This is a genomic window from Ensifer sp. (assembly GCF_031989085.1).
Lineage (GTDB): Bacteria > Pseudomonadota > Alphaproteobacteria > Rhizobiales > Rhizobiaceae > Ensifer.
Window position 1 is genome coordinate 110663 of the sequence record NZ_DALZXU010000005.1, and the last position, 14277, is coordinate 124939.

The window sequence follows — 14277 nt, forward strand, 5'->3', positions numbered from 1 at the left end:
CTCCATTGATGCGTGAATTCGTCGTTGCGGTCGATGTCGGCACCGGCAGCGCCCGCGCCGGTATCTTCGACCGGACCGGCCGGCTTTTGGCGCGCGCCGACCTGCCGATCGCCATGAACAGGCCGGAGGAGAATCATGCCGAGCACGACTCGGACGATATCTGGAAAGCCGTCTGCGGCTCGGTGAAGGCAGCCAGGCAAAAGGCGGGCGTCGCCGCACGGGATATTGCCGCCATCGGCTTTGACGCGACGTGCTCGCTCGTCGTGCGCGACCGGGATGGCGCGCCGCTTTCCGTCAATCGCAAGGGCGAGGCGCGCTGGGACACGATCGTCTGGCTCGATCACCGGGCGCTGAAGGAAGCCGATTTCTGCACGGCAACCGAGCACCCGGTTCTTGATTTCTCCGGTCGCGTCATGTCGCCGGAGATGGAGATGCCCAAGCTGATGTGGCTGAAGCGGAACCTGCCGGCGCAGTGGGAGAAGGCAGGGTACTTCTTCGATCTGGCCGACTATCTTTCCTGGAAGGCGACCGGCAGTGCGGCGCGGTCGCGCTGCACGCTGACGGCGAAGTGGAACTTTCTCGCGCATGAAAAGCGCGGCTGGCAGGCGGATTATCTCGCGCAGATCGGCCTTGACGATCTGCTGACGCGGGGCGGGTTGCCGGAGGAAACGCTACAGCTCGGAAGCTCGGTTGGCAGCCTGTCGCAACAGGCCGCAGCAGAGCTCGGTCTTGATACCGATTGCCAGGTGGCGCCCGGGCTGATCGATGCCTATGCCGGCGCGCTCGGCGTGCTCGGTGGTTTTGCCGGAGAGCCGGAGAAGCTCGAGCGGCAGCTGGCGCTGATCGCCGGGACCTCGAGCTGCATCGTCGCCTTCTCAAGGCAGATGAAGCCCGGCTTCGGCATGTGGGGGCCGTATTTCGAGGCGGTGCTGCCCGGCGCCTGGCTGATCGAGGCGGGCCAGTCGGCAACCGGCGCGCTGCTCGACCATATCGTGCGCATCCACGGCGGCGGGCTGGAGCCGTCGACAGAAACCCATGGTCGCATCATTGACCGCGTGCAGGAACTGCGCGCCTTGCACGGCACGGAGTTCGCCGGGCGACTGCACGTGCTGCCCGACTTTCATGGCAACCGTTCGCCGCTCGCCGACCCGCATGGGCTTGGCGTGATCAGCGGTCTGCCATTCGATTCCTCGTTCGACGCGTTGTGCCGGCTCTACTGGCGGACCTGCGTCGCTATCGCGCTCGGCATTCGCCATATCCTCGAGACGATGCGGGAGGTCGGCTATGAACTCGACACGCTGCACGTGACCGGCGGCCATGTGCGCAATGCACTGTTGATGGAGCTTTACTGCGACGTCACCGGATGCCGGGTCGTGGCGCCGGATGCGCCCGATGCCGTTCTTCTCGGCACGGCCATGGCGGCAGCGGTTGCCGGCGAGGTTTATGCGGATATCGCAACGGCGGGCCATGCCATGGCGTCCGGCGGGCGGGAGCGGCTGCCGAACACGGCCATGCGCGATATCTACGATCGCGACTATCGCCGTTTCCTGGCGCTCTATCGTCATCGCGATGAGCTCGACGCACTCCAATAAAAAATCGACGACCACGCGAAACGCCAGGGAACCTTTGCCTTTGCCGTGCATTTTACCTGCAGACCGACGGTGGCGCGCATCGCCCCCAATGTGGCGCCGGAGGTAATCCGCCGGTTTTACAACTCACACTCCCCCGGTGAGTTGCACAATGTCAGCCAGTGCCTTCCCTCGGCACTGGCTGTTTTGTTTTCAGGCACGCGATTGCCAAGGCTGTCTGTTGACGCAACCACCAGGCAGACAAACGAAAGCCGGCGACCGAGGCCGCCGGCGAGGAAAGACTGTGGAGTTGATCAGGCCGCGGCCTTCGTCGATTCGTTGAAGAACAGCGCCTGGCTGATCAGCGCCTTGACCATATCGGGGTTGAAGGGCTTGGTGACCAGGAAGGTCGGTTCGGGGCGTTCGCCGGTCAACAGTCTCTCGGGGAATGCGGTGATGAAAATCACCGGGATGGCGCTGGTCTGGAGGATCTCGTTGACCGCGTCGATGCCGGAGCTGCCGTCGGCAAGCTGGATATCTGCAAGCACCATGCTCGGGCGCGTCTTCTTGTAAAGCGCGATTGCCTCGTCGCGGGTGCGGGCAATGCCGGTGACGCGGTGACCGAGGCTCTCGACCATGTTCTCGATATCGATCGCGATCAGCGGTTCGTCTTCGATGATCATGATGTCGGTTGCGACCTGACGCGAGATTTCCTGCGAGGCGCGGTCGAGCAGGGAGCCGATCTTGTCGTCGCTGACGTCAAGGATTTCGCTGGCCTCTTCCGGCCTGAACCCTTCCACGGAGACAAGCAGGAACGCCTGGCGCGCAAGCGGCGATACGTTTGCCAGATTGACCGAGGCGCGCTGCTCCCAGGCAAAGGGCGAAACCGGCTCCGGCACGAGCACGGAGGACGATACGAACAGCGACGTGTAGAGGCGGAACAGGGAGACCCGATCGTTGCTGGCCTCGGGGAAGATCGAGGTATCGGCGATCAGGGCTTCGAGTACGGCGGCCACATAGGCGTCGCCTGATGTCTGCGAGCCAGTCAATGCGCGCGAGTAGCGGCGCAGATAGGGCAGAAGCGGCGCGATCCGTGTGGACAATGTCATGGGGAACTCCCTCGAGAATGTAATCTTGCAGTGACGTGCCAAAACGCTTCACGCAAAAAAAAGTTCCGGGAGGGAACATTTCATTTTTCAGACGCGTTAAGGCGGTAATGAACACCACAAGGCGACAGATTGACAATGAAGTATAAAACAGGGGCGGGGCGCACTTCCGGTACGACCTCATGGACCGAAGACCCAAATGCGCAGATAGCGGCCAAGCTGAAGGCCCTCTATCAGTCCGTTCAGGAGGAGGCGATACCCTCGCGTTTTCTCGATCTTCTGGAGAAACTCGATGCAGCCGAACAGCAGTCCGTTCTGCAGGGTAGGGAGTGAGCGCCGGAATGTCGTCTGAAAAGAATGATTTCAAGCGGGAGATGCTCGCGGCCCTGCCGAGCCTTCGCGCCTTTGCCATGTCGCTCATCGGTCGCCACGACCGGGCCGACGATCTTGTCCAGGACACGATCATGAAAGCCTGGGCCAAGCAGGACCATTTCCAGATGGGCACGAACATGAAGGCCTGGCTCTTCACGATCCTGCGCAACGAACTCTATAGCCAGATGCGCAAGCGCGGACGCGAGGTGCAGGACAGCGACGGCCACTTCACCGAGTCGCTCGCCCATCATCCCGAGCAGTACGGTTCGCTCGACCTGCAGGATTTTCGCCGGGCGCTCGAAACTTTGCCTCCCGATCAGCGCGAAGCGATCATTCTCGTCGGTGCGTCCGGCTTTTCCTATGAAGAAGCGGCGACGATCTGCGGCTGTGCGCTCGGCACCATCAAGAGCCGTGTGAACCGTGCGCGCCAACGCCTCCAGGATATTCTCCAGGTGCAAGGCGAAAACGACTACGGTCCGGACGAAACCTCCGCTCCCATCACCTCCAGGGCATTCGTTTCCTGACTCAGGGGTTCTTTTTGGCCGCCAGAGCGTTGCAAATCGACTGCAGCCCTGCTTTCACTGGCGGCCAGAATACCTGTGCATCGCATCGCCCTGCGCCGATTGATCGGCGCAGGCGGTTCGGTGCGGCAGTTTGGAGCTGAGGCCGGATGCAAGACAAAAGAGAAGAACAGACCGCCTCGATGGAGATATCCTTGCTCGACGCACCCGAACGCCTGCGGGTGCTGCATGCGACGGTGCCGGATATGGCGGTCCCCGACACCGACTTCGACGGTATCACCGAAATCGCTGCCCGCCTCTTCGACGCGCCGATCGCTCTCGTCAGCTTGCTCGACCGCGAGTGGCAATGGTTCAAGGCGGCAGTCGGAACGTCGCAGCCGCGGGCCTCATCGGAAGATTCGTTCTGCGTGCATGCGGCGGCAGGCGATGCGGGCGCAGGCCTCGTCGTTCTCGACGCGTCCTCGGATCCGCGCTTTCGCAACCGTCCGCTTGTCGTCGGCCCGCCCTTCCTGCGGTTCTACGCCGGCGCGGCGATCGTTCTCGACGGGCAGCCGGTCGGCACGGTCTGTGTTCTCGATGTCGCGCCGCGCAGTTCGGTGGCGCCACACCTGATGGAGCAGCTGAGCCGGCTCGCAGAGCTTGCGGCGTCCCTGTTCAAGCTCAAGGACGAGGCGCGCCGCCGCGCCATCAAGGAGGCGGCACTTTCCCGCGAGGAGCAGCGCCATGCCATGGCGCTCGAAGCCGCCAATATCGGCAGCTGGCTCTGGGATGTCCGCTCCGGCGTGATTGCCGGCAACAGCGCCATGATGCGCATGTTCGGGTTTCCGGCAGACCATACGTTCGGCGCGCGCGAGGTGTTCGGCGCCATCCATCCCGACGATCGCGGCGCCACCTTTGCCAAGCTTCGCCAGGCGATGAAGGCGGACGAGGAATATGATGGCATGTTTCGCGTCGGCAATACCGGCCGCTGGCTGCTCGGCCGCGGGCGGGTGCATGAGCGGGATGCCAAGGGCAATCCGCTGACCTTTATCGGCGTCACCATCGATGTCACCGACCAGCAGACATCCGTCCAGCGCACGCGGCTGCTGCTGAAGGAGCTGAACCATCGGGTCAAGAACACGCTGGCCATGCTGCAGTCTCTTGCCCGTCAGACGCTGCGCCAGACCAGCGATCCCGCCGAATTCATGACTGCCTTTGCCGGACGCTTGCAGGCAATCTCGGAGGCGCATGGGCTCCTGTCGGACCACGAATGGGGCACGATCCGGCTCGCGGACCTGATTTCCAAGCAATTGATGCCGCATGTCAGCGTCTATGCCGACCAGATCGAGTTGCACAAGGACGAAGTGCTGCTCGGTCCCGACCAGGCGGTCGGCCTCGGGCTCGTTCTGCACGAGCTTGCCACCAACGCCGTGAAATACGGTTCGCTGTCGGTGCCGACTGGCAAGGTGGTGCTGACGGCCCGCAATGTCGTGGAGGAAGGCGAGGCGGTGCTGCATTTGACCTGGACAGAGGTCGGAGGGCCGCCGGTGCGCGAACCCAAGCGTCGCGGCTTCGGCTCCATCCTGATCGAACGCAGCCTCGACAAGGTTCTCGGCAGCTCGGTAAAGGTCGAATACATGGCAGCGGGCGTCACCGCCCTGATCCGCCTGCCGCTGTAGGGCCACTTCGGGTTCATCGGAAACACGGACCGATTTTCTGAGGGAAGGCGCTCCGCACCTTTCCGGAACGCTCCGATGCTAGCATCAGTTATCCCGGTTCGGCCGACGCCTCTTGCCGGTTCCGAGCAAAGCACCGATGGCGAGGGCCGTGCCGACTGCGATCAGCGGCTGTTTGCGCAGAATGCTGGTTGCGGCAAGCATCGTCAGGTTGGTTCGCACCATCGACCGGCGGCGGCGCTCTTCCGCCAGCTTTCTATCCCGTCCCTGCAGGGCGATCATGACGATGATCAGTATAAGAGCGGTCAGGATCAGGGCTGCCGCGATCGATGCGGCGGCGACCACGGGCGAATAGGCGGCGCTGAGATAGAGCGCGATCGCGATCAGTGCAAAAATATAGGCGGTGACGAGCAGCACGGCGACGACGGCGCAGAGCGCTGCGTTGCGCTTGATGCGTGAGGTCGTCGCGCCAATGTCGGCGGCCAGCAAGGCGGACAGGGCAACCCCGAATGGTCCCATGCACTTTTACTCCCGGTAACACGTCAAAACGGGTGGGCCGTGTTTCACGAGCCCACCACGTTACAATCCCGTCGCTGCCTAGCGCCGCAGAAGGGCGGCGGCGATCAGGCCGATCAGCGCTGCGGTCCCAAGGGTCGCGAAGGGGTGCTCCCGCACCGCATTGCGCAACTGCTTTTCGGTTCCGGCATAACGGTCCCTGAGGTCACCCAACAGCTCTTCGCCTGATGCAAGCAGGTCCTGGATGCCAGCCTCGGCCTGGTCGCGCACGTCGTGCGCCTTGCTGCGTGCCTGTTTCGACGCGTCAGCGCCGCGATCGGCCAGCAACGCCACCAGCGCTGCCATGTCGCCGCGCAGCTCGCTGATCTGGTCCTCGATGGAACTGTCGGCGAGCACGCCGTTGCGCTTGCTCGAGCGTGAACTGGAACCTGAGAAGAGGCCTGAAGCCATGATGGGTCTCCCTTTCGCTGCAACGCCGGCCATGGGCGACCGGCGCGATTTTCACGAACCAGGCGCGGCGATCAATCCGCAACGTCCGGCCCTTCAGGGACAACAACGCACGAGTGCGCAAATTGTTTCGATAAATCTTGAAGTTGGCGCGATTTGCCGAGTGGTGCTTAAAGCGTCGCCGTCTGCGGCAGCACAAAGGGAACGCCGGCGGCCGGCATGGCGCTGACCTGCATGCGGCAACCGAACACAGCCTCCATGGTCTCGTCCGTCAGCACATCGCCCGGCGCGCCGCTTGCCCGGATCTTGCCCGCCTTCATCATGATCATCCGGTCGGCGAACATGGCTGTAAGGTTGAGGTCGTGCATGACGGCGATGACGCCACCGCCGCGTTCGCAAAACTTGCGCGCCAGCTGCATGATTGTCAGCTGGTGGCGGATATCGAGGCTCGACACCGGCTCGTCGAGCAGGAGATAGCGCGGCTCGCCGTCGGCGACCGGGTCGGAGATCTGGCAAAGCACGCGGGCGAGCTGGACGCGCTGCTGCTCGCCACCCGAAAGCTCCTGGTAGAAGCGCCCGGCAAAGCCACCGAGATCGACGGCGTCGAGCGCATCGGCGGCAATGCGGTCATTGGCTCTCGGATCCGACGTCGCGCCCGCGGTCAGGCCGAGCCGGACGACTTCGCGCACCGTGAAGGGAAACGAAATCACGGTCGATTGCGGCAGCACGCCGCGCTTCAGCGCCAGCTCCCAGGGCTTCAGACCCTTGAGGTTGCGGCCATTGATGCTGACCGAGCCTGTTTCTGCCGGCAGCTCGCCGGAGATCGCCTTCAGCGTCGTCGTCTTGCCGCAACCGTTGGGACCAACGATCGCGGTCAGTTCGCCGGGCGCCGCCTCAAACGAGATGCCATGGATGACAACACGGCCGCCGAGCCGGACGGAGAGGTTGGATACGCTGATCATGGTTTCGTCTCACAGTCCCATCGTCGTGCGGCCGCGCAGCAGGATCCAGAGGAAGAACGGTGCACCGATAAAAGCGGTTACGATGCCGATCGGCAGCTCGGCCGGCGAGGCGATCGTGCGGGCGATCATGTCGGCGAGAATGAGCAGGGTACCGCCCAGAAGCGCCGAGGCCGGTATGAGATAGCGGTGATCCGGACCGATGACGAGACGCAGCAGATGCGGAACGACGATACCGACGAAGCCGATGCCGCCACTGACCGCGACCGAAGCGCCCGTCGCCGCCGCGACGCTGACGATGGCAATGTTCTTCATGCGCTGCACCGGAATGCCCATGTGGAATGCCGCTGCTTCACCGAGCGTGATGGCGTTGAGGCCACGGGCCAGAAAAGGCGTGACTGCGAGCGACAGCAGAATGATGGGCGCTGCTGCGGCAATCTTTGTCCAGTTGGCGCCGGCAAGAGAACCGAGCCCCCAGAAGGTGACGTCGCGCAACTGCTTGTCATCGGCCATGAAAATCAGCACGCCGGTGAACGCGCCGGCCAGTGCGCCGAGCGCGATGCCGGCGAGTAGCAGCGTCGCAATCGAGGTCTGTCCGCCGCGCGTTGCGATGCGGTAGAGCAGGAGCGTGGTGACGAGGCCACCGATGAAGGCGGCGACAGGCAGGGCGTAAAAGCCGAACAGCGCAAACAGCGGCCCGAAGACCGCAGAGCCGAGCACGATCAGGAGAACCGCACCGAGGCTTGCGCCGGAGGAAACGCCAACGAGGCCCGGATCGGCCAGCGGGTTGCGGAACAGCCCCTGCATGACGACGCCGGAAACGGCAAGCGATGCGCCGACGAGCATGCCGAGCACGGCGCGCGGCAGCCGGATGTCGAGAATGATGATGCGGTCGCGAACGCTGAAGACCTGGTCGGCATCGCTTGCGCCGAAGAGCCAGGCCACGACGTTCGACAGCGACGCGTCGGCAGCACCGGTCATGATCGAGCCGACGAAGGTGGCTGCGGCAAGGATCACGAGCAGCACGATGACGACGCGGGCGAGCCGCGCCCGATTGCCGGACCGCCATTCGGCCCGGATATCGGCTGCAAGAGCGGTCAGGCGCATGCCGCGAGCCAACGCCTCACTGCGAGGCATTGGCCTTCTTCCCATAGATGGCGGCATTGAGTTCGCGGATGGCGCTTGCCGTGCGTGGACCGAAGCCGAGCAGATGCAGGCCGTCCATGCGGATCAGGGACTGGGTCTTGGCCGCAGGCGTCAGGCTCAGCGCCGGGAGGGCGAAGAGTTCGGCCGCCTTGGCGCTGTGCTCGCCGCCGCGATCCATCATCAGGATGACATCGGGCTTGGCCTCGATGATCGCCTCGTCGGAAAGGGCCTTGTAGCCGGGGAACTGGCCGGCGGCATTGATTGCGCCGGAAAGCTCGATGATGCCGTTGGCGGCGGTGCCGATGCCGGAAGCCTGGATCTTTCCACCCTGGGTGCTCAGGATGAAAAGGACACGCTTGCGCTCGCCTTGCGGGCGCTTGGCGCCATCGGCGATCGCCGCATCAAGGTCGGTTTCCACCGACTTTGCCAACGTTTCGGCCTTTTCGGACACATTGAGGAAGGTACCGACGGTGCGGATCTTTGCAGGAATGCTGGCCCTGTCGTAGGTTTCCGGCACGCTGGCAAAGGCGATCTTCGCATCCTTCAGGATCGCGAGTGCCTCCGGTGGGCCGCTGCCCTCGACGGCAACGATCGCGGTCGGATTGACCGCGATGATGCCTTCAGGGGCAAGCGCCCGCATGTAACCGACGTCGGGCAGCTTGGTTGCCGCTTCCGGATAGGTGCTGGTCGAGTCGCGGCCGACAAGCCGGCCTTCCTCGCCGAGCGCGTAGATGATCTCGGTGACCGCGCCGCCGACCGAAACGACGCGCGAGACGTCCGGCTGTTCGATGCTCTGCGCCATGGCAGGGCGAACGAACGACGGTGCTCCCGGCGCCACGACGGGCAACAGGAAGGGAGCCGAAACCGCAAATGCGGCCAGAGCCAGCTCCCAGCGGCGAAGGCGGCGGAAGTCGAGACCGTTGATCATCACGCTGTCCTTAAGCTGCGACGGTGGTGTTGAGGCGTGCGAGGCCTTCGGCGATGTCGCGCCATTCGGGACGCTCGGCAAAGCCTTCCTTACGCTTGCCGAAGAACTGGATGATCATCTCGCCCTTGGCGTCGAGCGCCTCGATCGAGGTGACGTGACCATCGGCGGTCGGCTTGCGCACGGCCCAAAGCTCGGCGATGTGATCGGTGCGCAGGTGCAGGTGGAAGGTCGGATCCATGACGTTGAGCCAGGGGCCCATCGGAGCGATCTTTTCGATCGGGCCGGAATGGATCTGGATCATGCCGCGGTTGCCCACGAAGCACATGATCGGCAGTTCGACCTCGGCGCTTTGGCGCATCATCGTCTCGACGCTCGACGGGTCGAGGCGCCAGGCGAAGTCGTCGCCGATGTGCTGCAGCGCCTGGCGGCGGCCGATCTTCAGCTTGCGCAAGAGACCATGGAACTGGTGCGTGTCGGTCATCTTGGACCAGCGGTCGCGCAGCTCGGTAACGTCGACGACGTTTTCAGGCTTGTCGTCGGCAGCGGGCGTGCTGGCGTCGGCAACAAAGGTCTGGGACTGGTCGTCGAGGCGGAAATCTTCGACGATCTTGTCATAGGCGGCGGCATTGGAGGCTGGGCGCAGGTGCAGCTTGTGGACCGCATTGCCCCACTTGTCGAAGAATTGCAGGCTCTTGCGCGCATCGCCGTTGTCGTCGGTCTTGGTGACGGCGAAGGCATGCGCCCAGGCGCTCGGGAACACGCGCAGGTCGATCTGCTCGCCGAGTACGATGCTGGCCATCTCGCCGGTGGTGATCTTTTCGTAGACGCCGATCTTTTCATGGACGGCGCTCTCGTTGCGGGTCAACGCCATGACCTCGCCCAGCTCCTCGGCCCGCAGCAGGAAGCGGTTGGCATCCGCATCGATGCGCACGGCCGTCAGACCACATTCGGCAGCGACGAGCGCTGCTTCCGAGACGCCGAGCTGAGCGGCGATGTCGCGCTCGCGCATCTTCGGGTTTTCGGCGCGGTAGGCGCGGATTTCGGACGGGGTAGGGCGGAGGCTCTCGGTCATTGTCATTTGCCTATTTGTTCAGGATCAGTTTGCCTTGGCGGGTGATCTTCATGCGGTAGATCGCCCCGTCGTGGGAAATGAGGATCTCGTTGTCGCCGCGAAACAGGTCGCGGCTTTCGATGGTCCGCTGGAGACGCTGCGCCGCGGCAACAGGTTGCGAAAGTCGCGCATGATCGGTGTCGTCGGCTGCCACGGTTCGGTCGTCTCTAGATGGCGGGAGGCGGTGTTTTTCCCGCATTTCCTGCCGCGCAATTCGTTTACTATCTTGACTTCATTACTCATATTTCTTTATGGACGCAATACCGGATTGCCATACTCAAGTTAGATGTTCAGCGCTTGTGGAAAGATGGCGACGACTTCAACGCTCCGCCGCAAGGAGCGCCCATCGCGAGTGGTATTTAGAATGATGCACCTTCACCGTATGATTGTTCCCATGGCCCTCGCATTCGCGCTTGCAGCCGGTGGCGCTGCAGCTCAGGAGGCGGCGCCCGCCGGCGCTCTCAACATCGAGCTCAACGAGGTTGCGCCGTCGCAGAAGGGCTGCAAGCTCACCTTCGTCGCCGGCAACGCATTCGAGCAGAACCTGAGCAAGGTTTCCTTCGAGTTCGTGATTTTCGACCAGAAGGGTCTGGTCGAACGGATGGCGGTGCTCGATTTCCGCGACCTGCCCGCAGGCAAGACCAAGGTGCGACAGTTCGATCTGCCGGGCACCAATTGCGAGGCGGTGAAGAGCCTCTTGATCAATGACGCGCCCGCCTGTGTCGGCGATGGCGTTCAGGGCGACGCTTGCATGAAGGCGCTCAAGACCGGCTCGAAGTCGCCGGTCGAACTCAAGGGCTGATGTCGGGTTTTCGCATTGAGTACTGCGTTTGCGTCGCGGTTCGCGGCGAAGGTTAGGCTAAGATGAAGCATACCATCAAATGGATCGGCGCGATCGCCTTCTCTCTCGTGGCTCATGCCAGCGGCGCAATGTTGTTTGCGCCATCCGAGCCGCATGACGAGCAGGCTTTGGTGATGGGCGGCGTGGCGACCGAAGTCGCGCTTCTCGGCGATGCCTTCGATGAAACGCTGCAGGCCGGCGACCCCTCCGAAATCGTCGAGCCGACCGAAGACACTCCCGACGAGATGAAGCCGGAGGAGATCGAGCCGGTGGAGGAGGTGACGTCGACCACGCCCGAGATCGTCGCCGAGCAGCCGCATGACCTGATCGCCACGGAAGCCGACGTGATCCTGCCGGCAGAAGAGATCCCCACGCTACAGGTTGCCGAAGCAGTGGTGACGGCCAGCGTCGCGCCGGTCGAGACGATCGTGCCGGAAGAAAAGCCCGTGATCGAGGAGCCGAAGAAGGAGAAGGTCGAGAAGCCCGAACCGAAGAAGGACCCGGTCAAGAAGAAGAAGGTCACCCGCAAGAAGTCGGGCGACAAGGGCGAGCAGGCGCAGAGCCAGGTCAAGGGCAAGGCGGACGGCCTGGAGAACGCAAAGGCTGCGACGGCATCCGGACAAGGCAAGGTTTCGTCGGCCGAGGGCAATGCCTCCTTTGACAATTACAAGGGCAAGGTGCGCGTCAAGGTCATGAGGAAGCATCGTTACCCGGCCCAGGCCAGGCGCCAGGGCATAACCGGTACTGCAACCGTAAGCTTTGTCGTGTCGGCGGATGGCGGGCTTTCTGGTCTTCGGCTGGCTGGAAGTTCCGGGTCGCCGGTTCTCGACCAGGCGGCACTGGAGACCGTGCGGCGTGCAGCGCCGTTCCCGCGGATCCCGGCCGATGCCGGTCGCAGCAGCTGGACCTTCAGCCTGCCGATCGCCTACAATCCGGGCTGAAAACCTGCCCAAGGGCAACTCGCCGCCGTTGCCGGCGGCGGGCCCGCCATGCCGGATCTACAGCTGCAGGCGCGCCTTGAATAAATATGATTAGAAAACTCATGTTTATACTTTACTCTGATAATCAAGTTTAATAAGTTGCCGCCATGACGCAACCGAGCGGTGTGCGTACATCCGATGCGATCGGTTGCCATAATGGCGGACGGCGCAGCAATGAGGCGGAGAAGATTGCATGCGCGGCAAGCGTCATCACAATGCGGCCAAGAACGGCAAGGGTCGTTCCGGTTCCGAGCGGGCGGAGGTCCGCGAAGAGCCAGCCAAGACGACACTCGAAGGCCGCAGCTTTCTTTACGTCGGCGGGCGCGACTGCCAGGTGGCGCACTTGCGCGAAATCGCCAGTTCCTTCGGTGCGGAACTGCTTCACCACGATGGCGGCCTGCGCGAGGCGGTATCGCGCATCGACCGCGTCCTTCCTTCGGTCGACTGTGTGTTCTGCCCGATCGACTGCATCAGCCACGATGCTTGTCTTCGCGTGAAGACCGGCTGCAAGAAGTGGGGCAAGGCCTTCGTGCCCTTGCGCAACGGTTCGAAATCGAGCCTGGAGCGGGCCCTGCAGGATCTCACCAACAGCCGCAACGACTAGGTTCAGCCACGATAGGACGCGCGGCGACGGCGTGAGGCTGCGCGCGCGCCTGGAGATTTCTCGACATGATTGAAGACCGTCCGGACAAGTGCATGATGATCGGCCTGCACAAACTGGCAGCGCAGAACGGCGATGGGCTCGTGCCCGAGCTTTACGAATTGCTGACGCGGCGCTCGCGCATGCTCGAGGAGAACCCCAACGTCACGGAGTTTCCGTCGTGGGAAACGCGCCGACCTGGCCGCGATCCCTTTGGGCTTGCGGAGCCGCAGGAGGGCACTATTGTGGCCTTCCCGAGGGCCGCGAACGAACCGGCTCGCAAAAAAGACAGCGCGTGAAGAGGCAGGCTATGTTCTACGCAATGAACCGTTTTCGTATCGCCATCGGCCATGAAGAGGCCTTCGAGGCTGTGTGGAAGGGGCGTGATTCCAGTCTTGCGGAAATGCCGGGCTTCCTCTCGTTTCATCTTTTGAGAGGCGAAAGCGTGCCGGATGAAGGCTATACGCTGTTCGTGTCGAATTCGACCTGGAAGGACAAGGATGCCTTTTCGGCCTGGACGAAGTCGGAAAACTTCCGGGCAGCGCACAAGAACGCCGGCGACAACCGCGCGATGTATCTCGGGCCGCCGAAGTTCGAAGGCTTCTCCGTCGTCGAAGGCGCCTGATTTCAGGCGCCGCGCTCGGGCGTGATGAGCGTCACGACGCCTTTTTCGGCAGGAAGGCGCCGATGGAAATGGCCAGCCATCCGGCCATGATCGTGGTGCCGCCGAGCGGCGCCGACATCGGGAACAGGCCCTGACCCGTCATGTGGCGCATGGCGAGGTCGGCGGAAAACAGCGCCGTTCCGAAAGCGATCAGCAAGGCAGCGGCAGGCGCCGTGCGGAAGCTCGGCCAGGCCGCGTATAGCGCGACGAGCGCCGGCGCATGTGCGAGGCACATGGCCGAGATCCCGGCAAGCAACCTGGGGTCGGACCCATGCGATGCGCCGGCGGCGCTGACCACGCCGGCTAGCCCCATCAATCCGGCGACAAACAGGGTCGTGGAGCGCAATCCATTGGTCTGCATGGTCATTCCTTGTTCTGCATGTGCAAAGCGAGGCGGGTGATCGGATCGAGGATGATCTGCCGCAGCTTCGGATGGGTTACCGTTTCTTCCAGCGCGCGCGTAAAGCAGAGCAGCCACTCGTCGCGCTCCTGCGGCCCGATTTCGGCGACGAAATGCCGGCGCCGCAGCATGGGGTGACCACGCTTTTCCACATAGATCGGCGGACCGCCAAGCCAGCCAGTCAGGTATTCGTAGAATTTTTCCTCGCTGCCGGAGAGGTCCGGCGGATGAACCGCGCGACAACGCGCAGCTTCCGGCAGCGTGTCCATCAGCTCGTAAAAACGACGGGTCAGTGCGCGCACAGTCGGGTCGCCGCCGATCGCCTCGTAAAGTGTCGTCGTTTCCTGTTCTGACATGGCTCGTTCCTTCTTGATCCTGTCCTAGCCCGTCGAAACCTGGCGAACAACGGCTTTTGCCCGGGTG

19 protein-coding genes are annotated in these 14277 nt (G+C 63.3%); 9 read left to right on the forward strand and 10 right to left on the reverse strand.

The window, feature by feature from the left end; all coding sequences use genetic code 11:
• The first annotated feature begins 8 nt into the window (after positions 1-8).
• Positions 9-1592: an FGGY-family carbohydrate kinase gene (locus RTP54_RS21065; RefSeq protein ID WP_112810632.1), complete on the forward strand. Its 1584-nt coding sequence runs from the start codon at positions 9-11 to the stop codon at positions 1590-1592.
• Between the two features lie 290 nt (positions 1593-1882).
• Here the strand turns inward: RTP54_RS21065 and RTP54_RS21070 are convergent, their stop codons facing one another.
• Complete coding sequence (locus RTP54_RS21070; protein ID WP_112810633.1) at positions 1883-2677, reverse strand: response regulator; 795 nt, start codon at positions 2675-2677, stop codon at positions 1883-1885.
• A 135-nt stretch (positions 2678-2812) separates the two neighbouring features.
• Between RTP54_RS21070 and RTP54_RS21075 the strand changes: the two genes are divergently transcribed.
• From RTP54_RS21075 to RTP54_RS21085, 3 genes are all read left to right on the forward strand, one after another.
• Positions 2813-3007, forward strand: coding sequence for a NepR family anti-sigma factor (locus tag RTP54_RS21075; protein WP_077503294.1), 195 nt, complete (start codon positions 2813-2815; stop codon positions 3005-3007).
• An 8-nt stretch (positions 3008-3015) separates the two neighbouring features.
• Positions 3016-3570 (forward strand): RNA polymerase sigma factor, encoded by a 555-nt coding sequence (locus tag RTP54_RS21080; RefSeq protein WP_077503295.1) that lies wholly within the window; start codon positions 3016-3018, stop codon positions 3568-3570.
• A gap of 146 nt (positions 3571-3716) precedes the next feature.
• Positions 3717-5225: a sensor histidine kinase gene (locus tag RTP54_RS21085; protein WP_312365663.1), complete on the forward strand. Its 1509-nt coding sequence runs from the start codon at positions 3717-3719 to the stop codon at positions 5223-5225.
• A gap of 84 nt (positions 5226-5309) precedes the next feature.
• On the opposite strand, the gene RTP54_RS21090 is transcribed toward RTP54_RS21085, so the two are convergent.
• From RTP54_RS21090 to hemP, 7 genes are all read right to left on the reverse strand, one after another.
• On the reverse strand, positions 5310-5741 hold the full coding sequence (locus tag RTP54_RS21090) for a hypothetical protein (protein ID WP_312365669.1): 432 nt from the start codon (positions 5739-5741) through the stop codon (positions 5310-5312).
• Between the two features lie 78 nt (positions 5742-5819).
• Positions 5820-6188: a DUF883 family protein gene (locus tag RTP54_RS21095; RefSeq protein ID WP_112810636.1), complete on the reverse strand. Its 369-nt coding sequence runs from the start codon at positions 6186-6188 to the stop codon at positions 5820-5822.
• A 167-nt stretch (positions 6189-6355) separates the two neighbouring features.
• The gene (locus RTP54_RS21100; protein WP_312365675.1) at positions 6356-7147 is read right to left on the reverse strand and encodes a heme ABC transporter ATP-binding protein; all 792 of its coding nucleotides are present in this window, start codon (positions 7145-7147) and stop codon (positions 6356-6358) included.
• A gap of 9 nt (positions 7148-7156) precedes the next feature.
• Complete coding sequence (locus tag RTP54_RS21105) at positions 7157-8281, reverse strand: FecCD family ABC transporter permease (protein ID WP_112810638.1); 1125 nt, start codon at positions 8279-8281, stop codon at positions 7157-7159.
• Positions 8268-9218 carry a hemin ABC transporter substrate-binding protein gene (locus RTP54_RS21110; RefSeq protein ID WP_312365677.1) on the reverse strand — a complete coding sequence of 317 codons (951 nt, stop codon included), beginning with the start codon at positions 9216-9218 and terminating at the stop codon, positions 8268-8270. Before RTP54_RS21110 ends, RTP54_RS21105 begins: the two co-directional genes overlap by 14 nt.
• 10 nt (positions 9219-9228) lie before the next feature.
• Positions 9229-10290, reverse strand: a complete 1062-nt coding sequence (locus tag RTP54_RS21115; RefSeq protein ID WP_312365679.1) for a ChuX/HutX family heme-like substrate-binding protein — start codon at positions 10288-10290, stop codon at positions 9229-9231.
• A 10-nt stretch (positions 10291-10300) separates the two neighbouring features.
• On the reverse strand, positions 10301-10528 hold the full coding sequence (gene hemP / locus RTP54_RS21120; RefSeq protein WP_312365681.1) for a hemin uptake protein HemP: 228 nt from the start codon (positions 10526-10528) through the stop codon (positions 10301-10303).
• A 195-nt stretch (positions 10529-10723) separates the two neighbouring features.
• On the opposite strand from hemP, the gene RTP54_RS21125 reads away from it, so the two are divergent.
• The 5 genes from RTP54_RS21125 (at position 10724) to RTP54_RS21145 (ending at position 13415) form a co-directional block, all read left to right on the forward strand.
• Entirely contained in the window at positions 10724-11131 is a 408-nt protein-coding gene (locus tag RTP54_RS21125; RefSeq protein ID WP_312365683.1) for a hypothetical protein, read from the forward strand.
• A gap of 62 nt (positions 11132-11193) precedes the next feature.
• Positions 11194-12111 (forward strand): energy transducer TonB, encoded by a 918-nt coding sequence (locus RTP54_RS21130; RefSeq protein WP_112810642.1) that lies wholly within the window; start codon positions 11194-11196, stop codon positions 12109-12111.
• A 232-nt stretch (positions 12112-12343) separates the two neighbouring features.
• The gene (locus RTP54_RS21135; protein WP_112810643.1) at positions 12344-12754 is read left to right on the forward strand and encodes a DUF2325 domain-containing protein; all 411 of its coding nucleotides are present in this window, start codon (positions 12344-12346) and stop codon (positions 12752-12754) included.
• Between the two features lie 65 nt (positions 12755-12819).
• The gene (locus tag RTP54_RS21140) at positions 12820-13089 is read left to right on the forward strand and encodes a hypothetical protein (protein ID WP_112817621.1); all 270 of its coding nucleotides are present in this window, start codon (positions 12820-12822) and stop codon (positions 13087-13089) included.
• Between the two features lie 11 nt (positions 13090-13100).
• Entirely contained in the window at positions 13101-13415 is a 315-nt protein-coding gene (locus RTP54_RS21145; RefSeq protein ID WP_112817622.1) for an antibiotic biosynthesis monooxygenase family protein, read from the forward strand.
• Between the two features lie 31 nt (positions 13416-13446).
• Here RTP54_RS21145 and RTP54_RS21150 read toward each other — a convergent pair whose 3' ends face one another.
• Complete coding sequence (locus tag RTP54_RS21150) at positions 13447-13815, reverse strand: DUF423 domain-containing protein (RefSeq protein WP_112817623.1); 369 nt, start codon at positions 13813-13815, stop codon at positions 13447-13449.
• Between the two features lie 2 nt (positions 13816-13817).
• Positions 13818-14210, reverse strand: coding sequence for a globin (locus RTP54_RS21155; RefSeq protein ID WP_112810647.1), 393 nt, complete (start codon positions 14208-14210; stop codon positions 13818-13820).
• Between the last annotated feature and the right edge of the window lie 67 nt (positions 14211-14277).

Excerpts from the sequence above, each read along its gene's own strand:
- RTP54_RS21065 (WP_112810632.1), top strand. The coding sequence starts at position 9 with ATGCGTGAATTCGTCGTTGCGGTCGATGTCGGCACCGGCAGCGCCCGC.
- RTP54_RS21070 (WP_112810633.1), bottom strand. The coding sequence starts at position 2,677 with ATGACATTGTCCACACGGATCGCGCCGCTTCTGCCCTATCTGCGCCGC.
- RTP54_RS21075 (WP_077503294.1), top strand. The coding sequence starts at position 2,813 with ATGAAGTATAAAACAGGGGCGGGGCGCACTTCCGGTACGACCTCATGG.
- RTP54_RS21080 (WP_077503295.1), top strand. The coding sequence starts at position 3,016 with ATGTCGTCTGAAAAGAATGATTTCAAGCGGGAGATGCTCGCGGCCCTG.
- RTP54_RS21085 (WP_312365663.1), top strand. The coding sequence starts at position 3,717 with ATGCAAGACAAAAGAGAAGAACAGACCGCCTCGATGGAGATATCCTTG.
- RTP54_RS21090 (WP_312365669.1), bottom strand. The coding sequence starts at position 5,741 with ATGGGACCATTCGGGGTTGCCCTGTCCGCCTTGCTGGCCGCCGACATT.
- RTP54_RS21095 (WP_112810636.1), bottom strand. The coding sequence starts at position 6,188 with ATGGCTTCAGGCCTCTTCTCAGGTTCCAGTTCACGCTCGAGCAAGCGC.
- RTP54_RS21100 (WP_312365675.1), bottom strand. The coding sequence starts at position 7,147 with ATGATCAGCGTATCCAACCTCTCCGTCCGGCTCGGCGGCCGTGTTGTC.
- RTP54_RS21105 (WP_112810638.1), bottom strand. The coding sequence starts at position 8,281 with ATGCCTCGCAGTGAGGCGTTGGCTCGCGGCATGCGCCTGACCGCTCTT.
- RTP54_RS21110 (WP_312365677.1), bottom strand. The coding sequence starts at position 9,218 with ATGATCAACGGTCTCGACTTCCGCCGCCTTCGCCGCTGGGAGCTGGCT.
- RTP54_RS21115 (WP_312365679.1), bottom strand. The coding sequence starts at position 10,290 with ATGACCGAGAGCCTCCGCCCTACCCCGTCCGAAATCCGCGCCTACCGC.
- hemP (WP_312365681.1), bottom strand. The coding sequence starts at position 10,528 with ATGCGGGAAAAACACCGCCTCCCGCCATCTAGAGACGACCGAACCGTG.
- RTP54_RS21125 (WP_312365683.1), top strand. The coding sequence starts at position 10,724 with ATGGCCCTCGCATTCGCGCTTGCAGCCGGTGGCGCTGCAGCTCAGGAG.
- RTP54_RS21130 (WP_112810642.1), top strand. The coding sequence starts at position 11,194 with ATGAAGCATACCATCAAATGGATCGGCGCGATCGCCTTCTCTCTCGTG.
- RTP54_RS21135 (WP_112810643.1), top strand. The coding sequence starts at position 12,344 with ATGCGCGGCAAGCGTCATCACAATGCGGCCAAGAACGGCAAGGGTCGT.
- RTP54_RS21140 (WP_112817621.1), top strand. The coding sequence starts at position 12,820 with ATGATTGAAGACCGTCCGGACAAGTGCATGATGATCGGCCTGCACAAA.
- RTP54_RS21145 (WP_112817622.1), top strand. The coding sequence starts at position 13,101 with ATGTTCTACGCAATGAACCGTTTTCGTATCGCCATCGGCCATGAAGAG.
- RTP54_RS21150 (WP_112817623.1), bottom strand. The coding sequence starts at position 13,815 with ATGCAGACCAATGGATTGCGCTCCACGACCCTGTTTGTCGCCGGATTG.
- RTP54_RS21155 (WP_112810647.1), bottom strand. The coding sequence starts at position 14,210 with ATGTCAGAACAGGAAACGACGACACTTTACGAGGCGATCGGCGGCGAC.